Origin of the sequence: Roseomonas mucosa ATCC BAA-692 (genome assembly GCF_000622225.1) — a bacterium.
In the GTDB taxonomy this organism is placed as follows: Bacteria; Pseudomonadota; Alphaproteobacteria; order Acetobacterales; family Acetobacteraceae; genus Roseomonas; species Roseomonas mucosa.
In genome coordinates this window covers 1-17,232 of sequence record NZ_JHWD01000022.1, presented here as the reverse complement: position 1 = coordinate 17,232, position 17,232 = coordinate 1, and the positions used below count along the sequence as shown (strand labels likewise).

At 63.8% G+C, this 17,232-nt stretch carries 12 protein-coding genes; 8 read left to right on the top strand and 4 right to left on the bottom strand.

Annotated elements, in window-relative coordinates; genetic code table 11:
* The first annotated feature begins 126 nt into the window (after window positions 1-126).
* The 3 genes from BT98_RS26690 to BT98_RS0116240 are packed head-to-tail and all read left to right on the top strand — an operon-like array spanning window position 127 to window position 5,583.
* A complete protein-coding gene (locus BT98_RS26690; RefSeq protein ID WP_058454232.1) occupies window positions 127-879 on the top strand; it encodes an ImuA family protein in 753 nt (250 codons plus the stop codon).
* A complete protein-coding gene (locus BT98_RS0116245; protein ID WP_027297290.1) occupies window positions 794-2,314 on the top strand; it encodes a Y-family DNA polymerase in 1,521 nt (506 codons plus the stop codon). Before BT98_RS26690 ends, BT98_RS0116245 begins: the two co-directional genes overlap by 86 nt.
* Entirely contained in the window at window positions 2,311-5,583 is a 3,273-nt protein-coding gene (locus BT98_RS0116240) for an error-prone DNA polymerase (protein ID WP_027297289.1), read from the top strand. Before BT98_RS0116245 ends, BT98_RS0116240 begins: the two co-directional genes overlap by 4 nt.
* A gap of 22 nt (window positions 5,584-5,605) precedes the next feature.
* Here BT98_RS0116240 and BT98_RS0116235 read toward each other — a convergent pair whose 3' ends face one another.
* The 4 genes from BT98_RS0116235 to BT98_RS24715 form a co-directional block, all read right to left on the bottom strand.
* Entirely contained in the window at window positions 5,606-6,310 is a 705-nt protein-coding gene (locus BT98_RS0116235) for a hypothetical protein (protein ID WP_027297288.1), read from the bottom strand.
* Entirely contained in the window at window positions 6,310-7,176 is an 867-nt protein-coding gene (locus tag BT98_RS0116230; RefSeq protein ID WP_027297287.1) for a GIY-YIG nuclease family protein, read from the bottom strand. Before BT98_RS0116230 ends, BT98_RS0116235 begins: the two co-directional genes overlap by 1 nt.
* A 3-nt stretch (window positions 7,177-7,179) precedes the next feature.
* Window positions 7,180-7,605: a hypothetical protein gene (locus BT98_RS0116225; protein WP_027297286.1), complete on the bottom strand. Its 426-nt coding sequence runs from the start codon at window positions 7,603-7,605 to the stop codon at window positions 7,180-7,182.
* A gap of 152 nt (window positions 7,606-7,757) precedes the next feature.
* Window positions 7,758-9,632: a bifunctional diguanylate cyclase/phosphodiesterase gene (locus tag BT98_RS24715; protein WP_072492860.1), complete on the bottom strand. Its 1,875-nt coding sequence runs from the start codon at window positions 9,630-9,632 to the stop codon at window positions 7,758-7,760.
* A 260-nt stretch (window positions 9,633-9,892) separates the two neighbouring features.
* On the opposite strand from BT98_RS24715, the gene BT98_RS24710 reads away from it, so the two are divergent.
* The 5 genes from BT98_RS24710 (at window position 9,893) to BT98_RS0116195 (ending at window position 17,168) form a co-directional block, all read left to right on the top strand.
* Window positions 9,893-10,669, top strand: coding sequence for an ArdC family protein (locus BT98_RS24710; RefSeq protein WP_081798625.1), 777 nt, complete (start codon window positions 9,893-9,895; stop codon window positions 10,667-10,669).
* A gap of 154 nt (window positions 10,670-10,823) precedes the next feature.
* Window positions 10,824-12,215, top strand: a complete 1,392-nt coding sequence (locus BT98_RS0116210; RefSeq protein ID WP_027297285.1) for a tyrosine-type recombinase/integrase — start codon at window positions 10,824-10,826, stop codon at window positions 12,213-12,215.
* Window positions 12,212-13,999 carry a hypothetical protein gene (locus tag BT98_RS0116205; protein ID WP_027297284.1) on the top strand — a complete coding sequence of 596 codons (1,788 nt, stop codon included), beginning with the start codon at window positions 12,212-12,214 and terminating at the stop codon, window positions 13,997-13,999. The genes BT98_RS0116210 and BT98_RS0116205 overlap by 4 nt, the downstream gene beginning before the upstream one ends.
* Window positions 13,996-16,221, top strand: a complete 2,226-nt coding sequence (locus BT98_RS0116200; protein WP_027297283.1) for a site-specific integrase — start codon at window positions 13,996-13,998, stop codon at window positions 16,219-16,221. Before BT98_RS0116205 ends, BT98_RS0116200 begins: the two co-directional genes overlap by 4 nt.
* Before the next feature lie 44 nt (window positions 16,222-16,265).
* Complete coding sequence (locus tag BT98_RS0116195; protein ID WP_027297282.1) at window positions 16,266-17,168, top strand: ArdC family protein; 903 nt, start codon at window positions 16,266-16,268, stop codon at window positions 17,166-17,168.
* The last annotated feature ends 64 nt before the right edge of the window (window positions 17,169-17,232 follow it).

The window sequence follows — 17,232 nt, the reverse complement described above, 5'->3', positions numbered from 1 at the left end:
GCGCGTCCTCTTTCAAGATTGGCTAAAACTCTTCCTGTCCAGAAAACCGGCTTGACTCTCACACGCGCAAGATAGAACAAATAGAGAACATGATGACGAACCCTTATCCGGAGGTCAACTGGAAGCGTGCGGCCCGAACCCGCCATAGAGTCTTTGCGCGCGCAGATCGAGAAGATCGAAGGCCGGAGTCGGCGCGCCAAATCGGTTCTCCCGTTTGGGATTGCCGACGTCGACTCACGACTCCCCGGTGGCGGGTTGGCGCTTGGCGCGCTGCATGAGATTGCAGGCGGTGGGAATGGCGCGGTCGATGGTGCTGCAGCAGCCTTGTTCAGCGCGGGCGTCGCGGCTCGAACCAAGGGCAAGATCCTCTGGTGTATCACCCGTCCGGACCTGTTCGCGCCGGCGATCGCCCAGGCAGGTCTTGCGTCCGATCGCGTAATCTATCTCGAAGCCGGCGATGACAAGACCGTGCTGGCCTGCATGGAGGAAGGGTTGCGCCATGGTGGTCTAGGGGCGGTTCTCGGTGAGGTGGCCCGGCTTTCCATGACAGCCTCGCGCCGCCTGCAGTTGGCAGCCGAGGGCAGCGGATCGATCGGTATCGCGCTGCGGCGTTGGCGACGACAGACCGAAGCCACTGATTTCGGCCAACCCACCGCCGCGATGACACGCTGGCGCGTGTCTATGGTGCCATCGACACCTCTGCCTGTTCCGGGCGTAGGGCGTGCCCGCTGGCTGGTCGAACTGATCCGCGCACGCGCGGGCGAGAGTGCAGATTTCGAGTTGGAGGCGTGCGATGACACGGGTCGTCTCGCTCTTCCTGCCGAGCTGGTCCACCGACCGGCTTCGGCGGAAGGCTGGCGACGCGGCGCCTCCGGCTGAGGCGCCGCTCGTCCTGATTGGCCGGGAAGGAAACAGGCGGGTGGTGCTGGCGGCGAATGCTGCTGCCGTGGCCGCCGGCCTTCGCCCCGGCATGCCTGTGACCAAGGCTCAGGTCCTGGTGCCAGACCTCATCGTGCAAGATGCCGAGCCGGCAGCCGATGTGGAGGCACTTGATCGGCTCGCCACCTGGCTCCTGCGCTACGCGCCTGTCGTGGCCCCTGATCCTCCAGACGGGATCATCATCGACTCGACCGGAGCCGATCACCTTCACGGCGGCGAAGCTGTCATGCTGGAGGGCCTGATCGGTAGGCTGGCCATGTCCGGTATCGCCGCTCGCGGTGCGATCGCCGACAGCTGGGGCGCGGCCCACGCCTTGGCCCGGTTTGCAGCCCGCGCGACGATAATCGCTCCTGAACGTCATGATGCATCGCTGTTGGAACCGCTTCCGCTGGCCGCGCTGCGCATCGACGCTTCGATAGTCGCGGCGCTGCGGACGCTTGGCTTTGAAACCATCGGAGATATCCTCGCGCAGCCGCGCGCGCCGCTCACCCTGCGCTTCGGTCCAGCGATCGGCCGCCGTATCGATCAGGCGCTTGGCGATCTGTCAGAGCCGATCGATCCGATTCGACCCGCCGACCTGATCGAAGTGCGCAGGTCGTTCGCGGAACCGATTGGCGCGGCGGAGACCATCGCCCGCTACATCGCCAAGCTCGTCGATCAGCTCTGCGACCGCCTCGAGGCAGCGGGTCTCGGCGCACGACGCCTCGACCTTATCTGCCACCGTGTCGACAGTCGCTCACAGGCGGTCCGGGTTGGAATGGCAACGCCGGTCCGGGATGCAAAGCGCCTGACGCGCCTCCTATGCGACAAGATTGAGACGATCGAGCCCGGCTTCGGAATCGAGGTGATGACGCTTGCGGCCAGCGTCGCTGAGCCGATCGAGCGTCGGCAGACCGTCAGTTCGTTGATCGAGGAGAGTGTGCCGGACGTCTCGGACCTGATCGATACGCTTATGAACCGGGTGGGTGAGCAGGCGCTCTATCGGCTGGCGCCGGTTGCGAGCGACGTTCCGGAACGCTCCGTTGGCCGCATTCCGGCGATGGCCGCCGATACGGGCGCAGCATGGCCCGGCCATTGGCCGCGGCCCTCGCGTCTGCTGGCCCATCCGGAGCAGGTCGAGACTGTAGCGCTCTTGCCTGATCATCCGCCCGTTTCATTCACCTGGCGCGGCGTGCGTCGCCGACTCCGCCGGGGTGATGGACCGGAGCGCGTGTTCGGAGAGTGGTGGAAACGCGACGCCGAATTGGTCGCCGTCCGAGACTATTTTCGGGTCGAGGACGACGCCGGCGAACGCTACTGGCTTTATCGTGCCGGTGACGGCGAAGACACGGCGACGGGGTCGCACCGCTGGTTCATCCACGGGGTCTTCGGATGAGCTCACCTCGCTACGTCGAACTGCAGGTCACCTCACACTTCAGCTTCCTGCGCGGCGCGTCCTCCTGCGAGGAACTGTTTGCGCAAGCGGCCTTGGCTGGGATCGAGGCCGTCGCCATCGTCGATCGGAATTCGCTCGCCGGCGTCGTCCGTGCTCATGAAGCGGCCAAGACGACCGGCGTTCGCCTGATTGTCGGTTGCCGGCTCGACCTCGCTGACGGGACATCCGTGCTGGTCTATCCGACGGATCGACCCGCTTATTCGCGCCTCTGCCGTCTTCTGTCCCTCGGCAAAAAGCGAGGGGGCAAGGCCCGGTGCGTCCTCGAATGGCCTGATCTCGTCGCGTATGGCGAAGGCCTGATCGTCACGCTCGTACCCGACTTGGCGGATGACGAGTGCGCGTTCCGGCTGCGGCGATTGCGGGACGCTTTCGGCGACAGAGTCTATCTCGCGCTCACCTTGCGCCGCCGGCCAAACGATCAGCTCCGACTGCATGAGCTTTCGAACATGGCCACACAGATGCGCGTGCCCACCGTGGTGACGAACGACGTCCTCTTCCACGAGCCGGCCCGGCGGATCCTGCAGGACGTGGTCACGTGCATCCGTCACAACGTCACGATCGATACGCTTGGCGATCGGCGAGAGCGACATGCCGATCGCTACATCAAGCCGCCGGACGAAATGCATCGTCTGTTCAACCGCTATCCCGAGGCCCTTGCCCGGACGCTGCAGATCGCGGACCGCTGCCGCTTCAGCCTCGACGAACTTGCATACCAGTATCCGGAAGAGCGAGACGATCCCGCGCTTACGCCCCAGCAGACATTGTCAAAGCTCACCTGGGAGGGGGCCGCTGAACGGTATCCCGAGGGCGTACCCGAAAGCGTGACCGCCGCCCTCCAGCATGAGTTGCGGTTGATCGAGAAACTGGAATACGCGCCTTATTTCCTCACCGTGAACTCCATCGTTCGCTTCGCGCGGTCAAAGGACATTCTGTGTCAGGGTCGCGGATCGGCCGCCAACTCCGCCGTCTGTTACGTTCTTGGCATCACCTCGATCGATCCGGGCCGCAACGACCTGCTGTTCGAGAGATTCATCTCCGAGGAACGGCGCGAGCCGCCCGACATCGACGTCGATTTCGAGCATGAGAGGCGCGAGATCGTCATGCAGTGGGTGTTCGAGACCTATGGCCGAGAGCATGCAGCGTTGTGCTCGACCGTCATCCGGTATCGCACCAAGGGCGCGCTGAGGGACGTCGGCAAGGCGCTCGGCCTGCCCGAAGACCTGATCGGCACTCTGTCGTCGCAGGTCTGGGCTTGGTCGGAAGAAGGCGTCGAGAAGCGTCACGTCGAGGAGTTGAACCTCAACCTCGCCGATCGGCGCCTTCGGATGACGCTCGACCTTGCCCGGCAGCTGATGGGCGCTCCCCGCCATCTCAGCCAGCACCCTGGCGGCTTCGTGCTCACCCATGACCGCCTCGACGATCTCGTGCCGATCGAGCCCGCGTCGATGGTCGATCGCCAGGTCATCGAATGGGACAAGGACGATATCGACGCTCTCAAGTTCATGAAGGTCGACGTCCTGGCGCTCGGCATGTTGACCTGCATGAAGAAGGGCCTCGATCTGCTCGCCGAGCACAAGGGCGTAAACCTCGATCTGGCGACCATCCCGGCGGAGGATCCTCGCACCTATGCGATGATCCGGAAGGCCGATACGCTCGGCACCTTCCAGATCGAAAGCCGCGCGCAGATGTCCATGCTGCCGCGCTTGAAACCGCGTACCTATTATGACCTCGTCGTTCAGGTCGCCATCGTCCGGCCTGGGCCGATCCAAGGCGACATGGTTCACCCCTATCTTCGGCGCCGGGAGGGGCTAGAGCCTGTCCACTATCCGAAGCCGGAGCTCGAAAAGGTCCTGGGAAAGACCCTCGGCGTTCCCCTGTTCCAGGAGCAGGCGATGCGCGTCGCAATCGAATGCGCCGGGTTCACGCCCGGGGAAGCCGACATGCTGCGCAAGTCGATGGCGACCTTCAAGTTCACCGGGGGTGTATCGCATTTCCGGGACAAGCTGATCGCCGGCATGGTGGCCAATGGCTACGACGCTGCCTTCGCCGAGCAGACCTTCAAGCAACTCGAAGGCTTCGGCTCTTACGGCTTTCCGGAAAGCCACGCAGCCTCTTTTGCGCTTATCGCCTACGCGTCGGCCTGGCTGAAGTGCTGGCACCCCGACGTTTTCTGCGCAGCGCTCCTGAACAGCCAGCCCATGGGGTTCTACGCGCCGGCCCAGATCGTGCGTGATGCGCGAGATCATGGCATCGAGGTGCGACCGGTGTGCGCCAATGCGTCCCGTTGGGACTGCACGCTCGAGCCGATCGATGATGACGGCCGATTTGCTGTTCGGCTCGGTCTGCGCATGGTCAAGGGTCTGGCGAACGCCCATGGCGCAGCGATCGTCGCTGCCCGGGCGGGACATCCCTTCATGTCGGTGGACGATCTCTGGCGCCGAGCTGGCGTGCCCGTGGGCGCGTTGACGCACATCGCTGAGGCAGACGGTTTCCGGCCGCCCTTTGGTCTTGCTCGTCGGGAAGCGCTCTGGGCGATCAAAGCCCTTCGGGATGAGCCATTGCCGCTCTTTGCTGCGGCCTCGGCCCGCGAAACGGAAATCGTGCCCGAGATTGCCGAACCGGCCATCGTCCTCCGACCCATGACGGCCGGTGGCGATGTCGTCGAAGACTACCGCCACGTCAGCCTCTCTCTACGGGATCACCCCGTATCCTTCCTAAGGCACGACCTGCGGCGACGCCGAATGGTCACCTGCCTCGAAGCTATGGAGGCGCGTGACGGCCGGTGGCTCGAAGCGGCCGGCATCGTGCTGGTCCGACAGCGGCCAGGGTCTGCTAAGGGCGTCATGTTCATAACGCTAGAAGACGAAAGCGGCATTGCGAACCTCGTGATCTGGCCAAAGGTCTTCGAGCAGAACCGTCGCACGATCCTGTCCGCGGGTATGATCGCGGTGCGCGGTCGCGTTCAGCGCGAGGGTGAAGTGGTCCATCTCGTCGCCCAGCGGCTCACGGACCTCTCCGCCGATCTGGCGAGCGTCGGCGATCGAGAGACCGCCTTCCCGTTACCGCATGGTCGCGGCGACGAGTTTCACCATGGCTCGCCGACGCCCGATCCACGTGGCTTGCCGCCCCGGACCGTTCGGCCGCGCGACATTTTCATCCCAGACCTCCATCTGGACACGATCAAGGTGAGGACGAGAGACTTTCGTTGAGCGCAGACTTGGCACTGAGTCGTCAATCTCTGGCCTTCGCGGCCACCGTCCGAGCTCGCCACTCCCATACGGCTTCGTCGTTCCGATGCACCCAGTCAGCCAACTTCTCCACCTCGTCGATGGCCGCCATCAGCTTTTCCCGACTGACTTCGATCGTGAGGCGTCGCCATCCCCCCAGGTCCTCCTCGTCGACAGGCTCTGCGGGATTCGTGAAGAACGGGTTCGGATGCTTCTCGACCGTTCGTTCATTGTGCGTGGTTTGGAACGAGACGAAATCCTGGCCATGGGCGAAGTCGTTACGGGCCAGGATCACCTGTTCGATGACGTCGAACCTGACGGGGCACATGCTGAACGTCTCGCCCATCACATGCTCGATGATCTGGCGATAGGCCTCGACCTTCCCTAGTTTGAACAAGGCTACACGTTCTTTCGGGTCAACAAAGGCGATGCCGATCTCGCGCTCAAGCTCGGCGAAGTAGAGGCTCAACGTATCGACGAGCAGCGATACCGCGACCATCCCGACCAGTTCGCGAGTTTGGTCCGCCTGCATCCATTCGGCGAGGAACGGTGGCTCCGGGTCGTCGGTTTCCGGATTGAAGTAAGGTGGCTCCCATGGCCGGACCTCTTCCTCGATATCCCGCTTCAACTGCTCGAAGGGCACGCGGCCTTTGTCATAGAACAGCCGGATGATGTCGGTGCGTTGCCGCATCCAGTAGGACAGATCCATCAGTCCTCCTGGACGATGTCGAGAAAGGCGCGAGCCCAAACCGATTGCAAATCGGCTTGGGCGCAATGCACGCGCTCAAAGCCCTTGCGCTTCGCATCCAGCAACGTGAGGACGCGTTGCTCCATCTTGTAGGCGGCTTCGCGGTTCTTCATCCGCTGTCGGAATTTCACAGTCCATTGCTCCAGTCCGCCGAGTTCAATGGGAATGTGCTGATTTACGGCGGCGCAGCGTTCGTCGATGTCGTCGGCCCACCCGATCTTCCAAACGTTGCGGCTGCCAAACTGCAATGCATAAGCCCAGGCCTCGCCGTCCGTGCCTGAGCGATCGACGTTATAGCTGGCATCGGTGGGGCGCGGACCGGTGGTGTTCCTAAGCGCGTCATTCAGGCGCCGCATCCGTGCGAGAACCGGCAGCGGGGGCAAATCGATCTCAACGGCGTTCAGTGCGAGGACAGCGGCGACATCGGCTGGATCGTCGATCTCCTCCACGCCTGCGGTTGCAACCATCGTCAGTTGTCGAGACAACAGCTGGGTCAAGACTGGCGCGGGTTCGAACTGCCAGACGCGAGTGGTCGCGACGGCATGCGGAAACTTGAAGTTGCCGGCAGCGTCGAAGTCCCTCGGATCGAGCGCCTCGCGCTCGACGAGATCGAGCGTGCGCAAGGGCTCGAATCCTATCTCAGCCATCCCCAGGATGCGGCCCTGATGCTCCGGTGCGGTCCGCTCCGTCTGTGTTCCCACGAACACCAGCCGGTCGCCGCGCTTTGCCAGGGTCAGCAGCCGCCCGAGATTGCCTTTGACGCCGAAGGTCGCAAGAGGCAGCCGCGCGAAGCCAAAACCCCATACTCTCGTGGCGAAGAGCTTCATTCGCTATTCCGCCACTGCCGCCGAGCGGATTTTACGCAGCGTCCCGGTGGTCGGCACCCTTACAGCAAACCAGTCAGTCGTCATGGCGTCTGCTTGTTCCTGCTGCCACGTCCGCCCCCGGCGCGTGACGACATGATCTCCGGGTGCGTTGAGCCGGTCATTGATGACGATGCAGTTCAGCGCCGGCAGGTCATTGGCCACACAAATGTCGCCGACCACTCCAAGTTGCCGGTTGAGCGTGATACCGGCCCGGCGATCCATCCCCATGGCCTCGGCAAGATCGCCGTAGGTGATGACGGTCGGGCGACGCGGATTGCGCGCGGACGACATGACTGTAGACACCAGGATCAGCCAGACCTGCTGAGCCCTTACGTGAACGGAATCTCCGGTCTTGAAGTAGCGAAGGGGTGGGGCAACATCATCGGGCATCGTGCGCTCCTGCATTGATCGTGCAAATTTGCACGCTGGAGGCGGCATTGCAAGAGTCGTGTCGTTTCGATCGACCAAGACGGCGAGAGCTCGCCGCAACCCTCTTTTCAGGAGTTACGCTTCCGCGGGAATAAGTGTTTCTGGCGCGCCTCTTACGCCACCGAAGTACGGCGCTTCGAAACGCGCCCATTCGGACGAGACAATGGTCGATCGGCATAGAGAGGAGACGTTCCGGCGCCGGACGCTGCATGCCGGTAGAGCAACGTGCCCGTCGCATCGCGATCGGCGGGGTATGCGAATGCGTAGCCCTGACCAAGCCCACAGCCCATCGCCCAAAGCTGACTCGCCTGAACCTCGGTCTCGATGCCGACTGCGACCACTGCGACGCCGAGACGGCGGGCGATCTCGATTAACCCTTCCACGATGATGGTGCTCGGATCGTCAGGCCACAGCCGGGCGACGAATGCCCGGTCGATCTTGATGATATCGACCGGCACATTCACCAGATGCGTCAGCGAGGCGTAGCCCGTGCCGAAGTCGTCGAGGGCGACGCGCACCCCGGCCGCACGCAACACCTCGATCTCCCGCGCTACGACGCGATCATTCCGCCCGAGATAGACGTCCTCGCTTATCTCCAACACGATCTTGTTCAGCCCGATGCCGGCTTTTGAGAAGGTCTCGGAGACCTTCTTGGCGAGGCTGCCTGTGTAGAAATCCGCTGTCGACACGTTCAGGCTGACCTGCTCGACGAGCAGTCCCGCGTTTTGCCAATGACCTATGTCGGCAGCGACAATCGCCATCATGCGGGCCGTCAACTCGGAGGCGACATGAGCGTCAGTCGTTGCTTCCTGGAAAGAGCCGGCAGGAAGAAGATCGCCGCTTCGCGATCGCAGTCGGCACAGGGCTTCGAGCCCCACGATGAGGCCGGTGTCCAGCCTCAGGATCGGCTGGTAGTGCGCCTCGATACGATTTTCGGCCAAGGCTTCCGAGACATCACGGATCGCGGCGCGCCGGCTCGTAATCCGCGAGCCGATGCCAGGCCAGTAGCGAACGAAGCCGCCACGGCCTGTCTCCTTCGCATGGTAGAGCGCAAAATCGGCCGCTTCTCCGACGCTCGTCGCCGTGCGTTCGGTCTTGCTCAATGTCGCGCCGCCGATGGTCGCGCGAGGTACGACGGTGTGTCCGTCGCAGTCCGCCGCCACCTCAAGCTCGTCGAATACGCGTTCGGCCGCAGCATTCAGGTCGGCGACATTTGCCGGCTGTTGGAGGATGACCGCGAATTCGTCGCCTCCTATCCGATAGGTGACGTCCGGCGCCATCGCGCGAGCGATACGCGCCGACGCGGCACGGATCAGAGCGTCACCCGCCAGATGCCCGAACGTGTCGTTGACGATCTTGAGGTTGTCGAGGTCGATGATGAACAGTGCCCACGACCCGACATCGTCGCAGCGAAGCTGGGCCATCGCGCCGTTATAGGCTGCCCTGTTGGCCAGACCGGTCAGTGCATCGACATTCGCTCGACGATCCCGATCGAGCGTACTCTCGTGTCTGCGGAAGGCTGTCTCGCAGAGCTCCACGCAGGCTTCAGCCACCTCTCGCTCGACATCCGCGACCTGACGCGCGCCGTGAAAATAGAGGTTCATCACCGCTAGAGTATCGCCCGCTGCCCCAAGCACAGGCAGTGACCAACACGCCGATACGCCAAGTCCATGAATGATCGCCGCACTAGGGGAGGCGCGAGGGTCGGACGCGAGTTCCTCCAGGAGCACTGGCTTGCGCGAAGACGCGGCTCGCCCGGGTGCATCGGTGTCGGGCCCGATCGCAACCCCGTCATGCGCCTGGCTATAGGCTTCCGGGAAGCTCGGTGCCGCTAACGGTCGCATGACGCCGGTTCGATCGATGGCGAACACCGAACAGAGCACACCGGGCCATGTCTTTTCGACCCGCAAGCAAAGTTGCCGCATCGTGTCGAAGAGCGGCTCACCGTTCGCGATCATCCGTAGAATTTCGTTCTGAAAGCGCAGCAACGACGGGTCACCCAGGAACACACTTCGCCAACGCTGATGGTAATCGCAGTTTGCTTAACGGCTGACCTCTGAACACGATAAACATTTCATTATCCTACGAGGGGGGAAGGCCTTCCCCTGCGGCCGAGCCCAAGGTCTCTGCCGACCCCTTCTGCGGGGAGACCCCGCAACGCCCCCTGAGAGTGAGAGTGCGGACCGGATTGCCGTGACGGGTTTAGGGCTGGGAGAGAGGCTTCCGGCGCCCGTCGCGGAGATCTGAGATGTCCAGACGAACTGCTTCGCCACGCCCAGGCCAAGACCGTGCCAGCCTTTACGACGAGATCACTGACAAGATCGTCGCCGAGTTGGAGGCCGGGCGCGTGCCTTGGGTCCAACCGTGGGGAACGACGGCCGCGAAGGCCCCGCTTGCCATGCCGAAAAACGCTTCCACCGGCCGGCACTATTCGGGCATCAACATCCTGATCCTTTGGGGCGCAGTGGTCGAACACGGCTTTCCGGGTCAAAGCTGGCTCACCTTCCGTCAAGCACTCTCGCTCGGCGGCAATGTCCGCAAGGGCGCGCGCGGTACGACCGTCGTATATGCGGACCGCTTCACGCCAGAAGGCGAGAAGCGCCGCGCCCGCGAGAGCGGTGAGGACGCGCAGGCGATCCCGTTCCTCAAGCGCTTCACCGTCTTCAACGCAGCCCAGTGCGAGGGCCTGCCGGAGGACGTCACGGTCAATGCGCCCCCGCCGCCGCAGGAGATGATCGAACCACAGGTCGAAGCGCTGATCCGCGCCTCAGGCATAGACTTTCGCATCGCCGGTGATCGGGCGTTCTACGTGCCTGCGCTCGACTATGTGCAGGTCCCTCCGCCACAAGCCTATTTCGAGCCGATCAACTGGCACCGCACGGCCCTGCATGAACTCGGACACGCGACTGGTCACTCGAGCCGAGTGGGCCGCGACCTGACCGGCGGCTTCGGCACCAAGAAATACGCGTTCGAGGAATTGGTCGCCTTATCTGGACAGTCTGCACCGTGCCTGACGCACCATTGAACGGTATGTTCTTGGCACAACGCAGGGGGTCATCAGGCCGGATGAAGCGCTATCCATAAGCTGGCGTAGTCCGGCCTGATGGCCACCGTCCCGCAGGCGCGCAAGGTGTGCGATCTGGATTCGGGAGGGGGTCCGGGGGAGGGACTGGCAAGCTGTGGATACTTCAGACACGTCGATCGTCATTCAGGAACGCCGGGCGGCGGATGGCCTGGACTCCTACATCCCAATGATCCTGCAAGGTGGAGAGATCTACGATCCAGACCTCGACCGCTACTTCCTCGATCTGCCGTTGAACGGGGCGCGTTCGCGCCATTCGCTGCGCGCTCACGGCTATGATGTTCTGGTCTGGGTTCGCTTCCTCGCCTCCGCGCGCGGCAAGTCTGTCTGGCAAGCCGATACCGATGATGTCAGTGCCTATCATCGTGCCCGGCGGCGCAGCGATGCTGAGTTTCGGGTTTCGGCGTCGACGTGGAACCGGGCGATTGCCTCGCTCGACAAGCTTTACCGATGGGCCGAGCGGGAGGGCCTGATCGAGCGCACACCATTTACCCACCGTCAGGTCTGGCGAAGTTCGCACGGAGGGCGTCGAGCGGCCGTCACGGGCCGCAACGACGCCTATGAACGCGCGGCCCGTCGGTCCGATGTCCGCTTCATCGATCTCACCGATTACCGCGCCTTCCGAGAGGTCGGATTGCGCGGCCTGACCATAGAAGGGACCGAGCGTCCTGGAGCACGTGACCGGAATGGCGCGCGCAACGCGCTGTTCGCCGATCTGCTGGTCACCACCGGCCTGCGCCTCGAAGAGGCATCCCACCTGCTCACTGCCCAGATTCCGGTTGGCGATGCCCGCGCGGAACGGCAGCGGCGGGTAGAGCTTCCGGCGGCACTCACCAAGGGGGACAGGGGGCGTAGCATGTTGCTGCCGCGCCGTTTGTTGCCGGTGTTTGACGCCTATATCGCCGTTGAGCGAGCCGAAGCCGTCGCCAAGTTCGCAAGACGCCGTGGCTGGGAAGCCATCGACCGCCCGATCTTCATCCACTGCCCCTCATTCGGGCCGAGCGCATTGCATCTCGTTGGCGGTGGCACGATGGACATGGAGGTCGTCACACCGGATGAACGCGCCAGGCTCGTCATTTGCGATGACGACGGAACGCCCTGCGAAGCAGCGGTGCTCTGGCTGACCGAGGTCGGGCAACCGGTGCTCCCCAACTCGTGGGAAGCGATCTTCGCGCGGGCGAGCCGCCGCTGCACGGATGCCGGCATCCCGGTCCGGGTCAGCCCCCATCAACTCCGGCATTCCTTTGCGGTCCACATGCTGGCGATGCTGATCCAGCGCCGCCTTGCCGAGGCGGCGGCACCGGTGGGCACCATGGATGGTTATCGCCAGTTGGTCGGCGATCCGCTTCAGCAGGTTCAGCGATTGCTCGGTCATTCAAGCCTCGCCACGACCTCGATCTATCTCGATCACCTCGCCACGCGTGCCGATACCGTTGATGCGGCGGTCGAAGAGCTGTTGGCACTCGTACCGGGCTATCTTCCATCATGACCGCTGCTCCACGCAAAGGACGCAAGGTCAGTTTCGAGGCCTCGGCGACTGCGCCCGAGGCCGATCCATGGTCGCAGATCAGCACGCTGCGCTTCATGATCGATCCGCCATACGGCGGTGAGTTGCTCGTGGATTTCACCAGCTTCCGGCCCCGTGGCCTGGCTCTCGCCTTTGCACGGGGCCTGTTCATGCTGGTCGCCCCGCGCGGCCCCATCATGGTGCGTTCGTCGATCAAGACATACGTCACGCAGTTGCCGAGCTTCTTTGCCTATCTTGCCGGGACAGGCGATCGGATCAACGGCCCGGCAGACCTTCGTACCCACCATATCGATGGATTCGAGAGATGGCTCGCCGCACAAGGCAAGTCGCGAGTGCACGCGCCGACCTATGTCGCCAAGATCGTTTCCATCCTGCGCCGGGTCGCCGTCGATCAACCGGATCTCTTTGACCCGGGGCTCCGCGATCGGCTTCGCTACGTGAGTTCGCATCCCTATGCCCGGTCTCGCCCTCGTGACGCGTACAGTCCGTTCGTTGCCCGCCAGCTACGCGAAGCGGCGCGCACCGATCTTGTCGGCATCGAGGCGCGCTTGCGGGCCGGCCCACGCTATGACGACGTGCCGGATCTTGAGGTGGCCGCCCACAAGGCGCACCTAGCGATAGAGGCTCGCGGTACCCTGAAGCATCGCGATGCCGAGTGGATGGCGCTTTACGCCAGACGCTGGAACCGGAGCATCGTCAGCCCGGATTTCGCCATGGCGCTGCATGGTGCCCATTACCTCACATCCGCCGATGTCGTGCCGCTACTGGTCCTTTTTTCGCTCGAGACCGGCCTCGAACTCGAGTGCTGCAAGACTCTCACCATCGATTGCCTGCGCAACGCTTCGGGCGGGACGGTGGAGATCGCATACACCAAGCTTCGCGCCCATGGTGCCGAACACAAGACCATCCGGGTCAGGGACGGCGCCTCGACAACACCGGGCGGCCTGATCCGGCGCATTATCGCGCTTACGGCCAAGGCGCGGGTACATCATGCCAGCGATTGCCTGTGGGTCTATTATCAGCACGGCGAGATCACCGCTGGTATTCGCCATCCGCGCATGACGATCGACGCCTGGACGCAGCGTCACGGCATTGTCGATGACGCCGGCCGACCGCTCTATCTGCGCCTTTCGCACCTGCGCAAGACGCACAAGGCCTTGTGGTACCTGAAGACCGAAGGGCACATGGCCCGCTTCGCCGTCGGCCATACCGCCGAGATCGCGGCACGGCACTACGCCGATATTCCGGCGCTCAGACCGCTGCACGAGCAGGCCGTGGCGGACGCCCTCGAAGCGGCGCTGCCCGGTCCCAGGGCACTTCCTCCTCCCGACGAGGAGCGACTGCGCGGCGAGTTGGCGAGCCCTACTCCGGATGATGAAGGCGTCTCGCGCGCACTTCTCGACGGCGAACAGGACGTCTGGCTTGCCAGCTGCGGCAACTTCTATTCCAGTCCCTTTGCATCTGCCGGTACCGCGTGCCCAACGCCGTTCTGGGGTTGCCTCGATTGTCGCAACGCGGTCATCACCGCGCGCAAGCTACCCGCCATCCTCGCGTTCCTCTCCTTTGTCGATGATCAGCGAGCCGGCCTGAGCGCAGCCGATTGGGCAGCCAAGTTCGGCCATGCCCGTGACCGCATTGTTCAGCAGATCCTGCCCGCCTTCGGCGACGATGTCGTGGCAAGGGCCCGGGCGCAGGTCGCGGCCGAACCTCCCATGGTTTACCTGCCACCCGAGGCCCGCGCATGACCGCTCTCCAGCTTCTGGCCGACAGCTGCAATGAACGTGACGCCCTCCCGGTGCTCATCTCCGCACCGCTCCGCCCTGGGGTCGATCGCGCGCATATCTCGCGATATGGCGATCCGGTCTGGGATCTGGCTCCCGGCGTGTTTCGCGAGAATGCCCGGCGGTGCCATGTCACGGTACATTTCGCCGTTATCCAAGACCCTTCCATCGCCGATGCCCTGCGCCAGATTCTTCATGCGCGTCTCAATGTCGATCTACCCGGCCACCGTTCACGGCTTGAGCCGGCGGGGGTGCGCGGCGAGGCCAACCGGATCTTGCGTTTTTTCGACTTCGTGAAGGCTCAGCTGGGTCATTTCGATCTTGGCCGGGTCGATCAGTCGTTGGCTGATCGCTACGCCCGCTCTTTGCGCCTTGCCGGACTGCGTCCGGTTGCGGCGGCAGCGCTGCTGCGGATAGTCTTCGACCTGCATGAGTTGCGGCACCATCTGCCGACTGCGCGCCTCTCCTTTGAACCGTGGCCGGGGCGCAGCCCTTTCTCGGTGGCGGGAGCAAAGTACGTCGCCGGAGAGAACCGGACGCCGCGCATTCCGGAAGCGATCATAACGCCGCTGCTCGCCTGGTCGCTGCGCTATGTGAACTACTACGCAGGAGATATCCTCGCCTCACGGGCGGAACTCGATCGCCTTGAAGCAAAGCGCAACCGTCTGGTTTCCGCTGAGGCGGGTCTTGATCATACGGATCGACGGTCGCGGCAACGCCAACGCCTCAACACCTATATTGCCGCCTTGCGGCGACAAGGGCGCGGGATCCCGATCTGGACCACCGCACACAACGGCACAACGCGGACAGATCCGCAAAGCGGCAAAGTCACGCCGCCGATCAACTATCATCTGATCCACCTTCACGCCGGCATCGACGCGCAGGTCGAACCTGCCATGCACCTTGGCCTGACCACCGGGGCGCCGGACCTCATCGCCGCCGCCATCGCAGAACTCGGCACCGAGATCGGCGGGATGGATACGCCCATTTCCGCCGATCTCGATACTGGCCTGCCTTGGCGCACCCGCTTCGATGCCAAGGTACTGGCTCTCGAAGAGGTCATGCTGCAGTCGGCGGCCTACGTCGTTTGTGCCTATCTCTCAGGCATGCGGGACAGCGAGATCCAGGCGATGAAGCGGGGATGCCTGTCCATCACCAGAGCAGAAGACGGTGCGATCTTGCGGCATCGCATCAAGTCCACCGCCTACAAGGGCAAGCGCGGCTGCGGCGAGGAGACCGAGTGGGTCACTATCGCACCGGTCGCCGAAGCCATTGCCGTCCTCGAACGGCTTTCCGCGCGGGCGGGGCAAGCGCGCGGGACAACGACCTTGTGGCCGGTCCTCACGCTTCGGGCTAACACCAAGACGCACGTTTCTGCCGAGATCGTCCGGCAACTCAACCGGTTTCGCGATCATCTCAACGACCGGTTCGGAACGGCGCAGGCACCGATCATTCCTGCCGGCCCCAATGGCGCGCCCTGGCGTCTGACCACACGCCAGTTTCGCCGGACCATTGCCTGGCACATCGCCAACCGGCCCTTTGGGACGATTGCCGGCATGATCCAGTACAAGCACGCCAGCGTTGCGGCGTTCGAAGGCTATGCCGGCAGCAGCCGGTCCGGATTTCGGGGAGAGATCGAAGCCCAGCGCGCGCTTGGCCAGATCGACGATATCCTCGTCTACTTCGACGATCGGCAAGGTGGTGCGCGCCTTGGCGGACCTGCCGCGAACAGGATCGGAGCCGCACTCGATACTGCCGCCCACGAGTTGGCGCCGCTACCCGCCATGATTGCCGACCGGCCACGCCTACGGACGATGCTCGGCAGTCTCGCGCGGACATTGCATGTCGGCCCGCTGGCCGATTGCTTCTTTGATCCGGCAACTGCCCTGTGCCTCAACCGCATTTCGGAACCGGGTGCGACCGGACCAATGATCGCCATGTGCGAGCCGGTCCGCTGCCCCAATGCCTGCATTGCCGAACGGCATCGCCCGGCCTGGCAGCGCGGAGCTGACGAGGCGCGGCTGTTGCTGCGCGAGAAGCGGCTTCCAGAACCGCAGCGGGTAACGCTTCAGGCCGAGGTGGCAAGGATTGAGCGTGTCCTCGAACAGATCGCGCCCGGTGCCGCCACACCTCGGACCGGTGTGGCGGGAGAGGGAGAGGAGGCCGGTTTTCGGGTGACGGGCTGAAGGAGCGGAAGAGAGTTTCCCTCCGCTCGTCGTGGAGACCCGCCATGTCCCGATCCCACCCTGCGACGCCGCGAGCCGACGTCTATTCGCGCATCACCACCGAGATTGTCTCTGCCATCGAAGCCGGTGCCGGCAATTGGCGCATGCCCTGGCACCATGATGGCGCTGCCACGACGAGGCCGCAGAACGTCACCTCCCGCCGTCGCTATCGCGGTGTCAATGTGCTGGCGCTCTGGATTGCCGCCGAAGCCAGCAGCTATTCCAGTGGTCTTTGGGGGACCTATCGCCAGTGGGCAGCTCTTGGCGGACAGGTCCGCAAGGGTGAGCGCGGAACCACCGTCGTGTTCTGGAAGCAGGCCGCATCGCGCGCCGATGATGATCATGACGACGGCGAAGCCGACCCCGGCCGCATGTTCGCCCGGGCCTTCACCGTGTTCAACCTCGCACAGGTCGAGGGCTATGAGCCCGCTCCTGTCGCAGTTCTACCCGAGGGCGAGCGGTTCGGGCACGCCGAAGCTTTCGTCGCGGCCCTCAAGATCCCGATCACCGAGGGCGCCTACGATGCGCACTACCGGATCGACCTCGATCACATCTTCATGCCGACCTTTGCCTCGTTTCGGGATGCATCAGCACAGATGGGCACGCTTTTGCATGAGGCGGCCCACGCCACAGGGGCAAAGCACCGGCTCGATCGCAACTTTGCCGAACGTTTCAAGCGGGACAGTCTGGCGATCGAGGAGATCTGCGCCGAACTGACAGCTTCGTTCGTGCTCGCCGACCTCGGGATCGCCCACCATCCGCGCGCCGATCATGCCGCATACGTCGCATCGTGGTTGCGCGTGCTGAAGGACGACCCTCGCGCCATCTTCACCGCCGCCAGCAAGGCACAGGCCGCAGCCGACTGGATGCACGCCCAGCAACCCCAGCCCGAGGAGTTGGCGGCATGATGCGCGTCCTAAAAATTGGCGTCGGAAGTCAGATTGGGGCTGGACTGTCAGGATATGTCGCCGA

Excerpts from the sequence above, each read along its gene's own strand:
- BT98_RS0116245 (WP_027297290.1), top strand. The coding sequence starts at position 794 with ATGACACGGGTCGTCTCGCTCTTCCTGCCGAGCTGGTCCACCGACCGG.
- BT98_RS0116240 (WP_027297289.1), top strand. The coding sequence starts at position 2,311 with ATGAGCTCACCTCGCTACGTCGAACTGCAGGTCACCTCACACTTCAGC.
- BT98_RS0116235 (WP_027297288.1), bottom strand. The coding sequence starts at position 6,310 with ATGGATCTGTCCTACTGGATGCGGCAACGCACCGACATCATCCGGCTG.
- BT98_RS0116230 (WP_027297287.1), bottom strand. The coding sequence starts at position 7,176 with ATGAAGCTCTTCGCCACGAGAGTATGGGGTTTTGGCTTCGCGCGGCTG.
- BT98_RS0116225 (WP_027297286.1), bottom strand. The coding sequence starts at position 7,605 with ATGCCCGATGATGTTGCCCCACCCCTTCGCTACTTCAAGACCGGAGAT.
- BT98_RS24710 (WP_081798625.1), top strand. The coding sequence starts at position 9,893 with ATGTCCAGACGAACTGCTTCGCCACGCCCAGGCCAAGACCGTGCCAGC.
- BT98_RS0116205 (WP_027297284.1), top strand. The coding sequence starts at position 12,212 with ATGACCGCTGCTCCACGCAAAGGACGCAAGGTCAGTTTCGAGGCCTCG.
- BT98_RS0116200 (WP_027297283.1), top strand. The coding sequence starts at position 13,996 with ATGACCGCTCTCCAGCTTCTGGCCGACAGCTGCAATGAACGTGACGCC.
- BT98_RS0116195 (WP_027297282.1), top strand. The coding sequence starts at position 16,266 with ATGTCCCGATCCCACCCTGCGACGCCGCGAGCCGACGTCTATTCGCGC.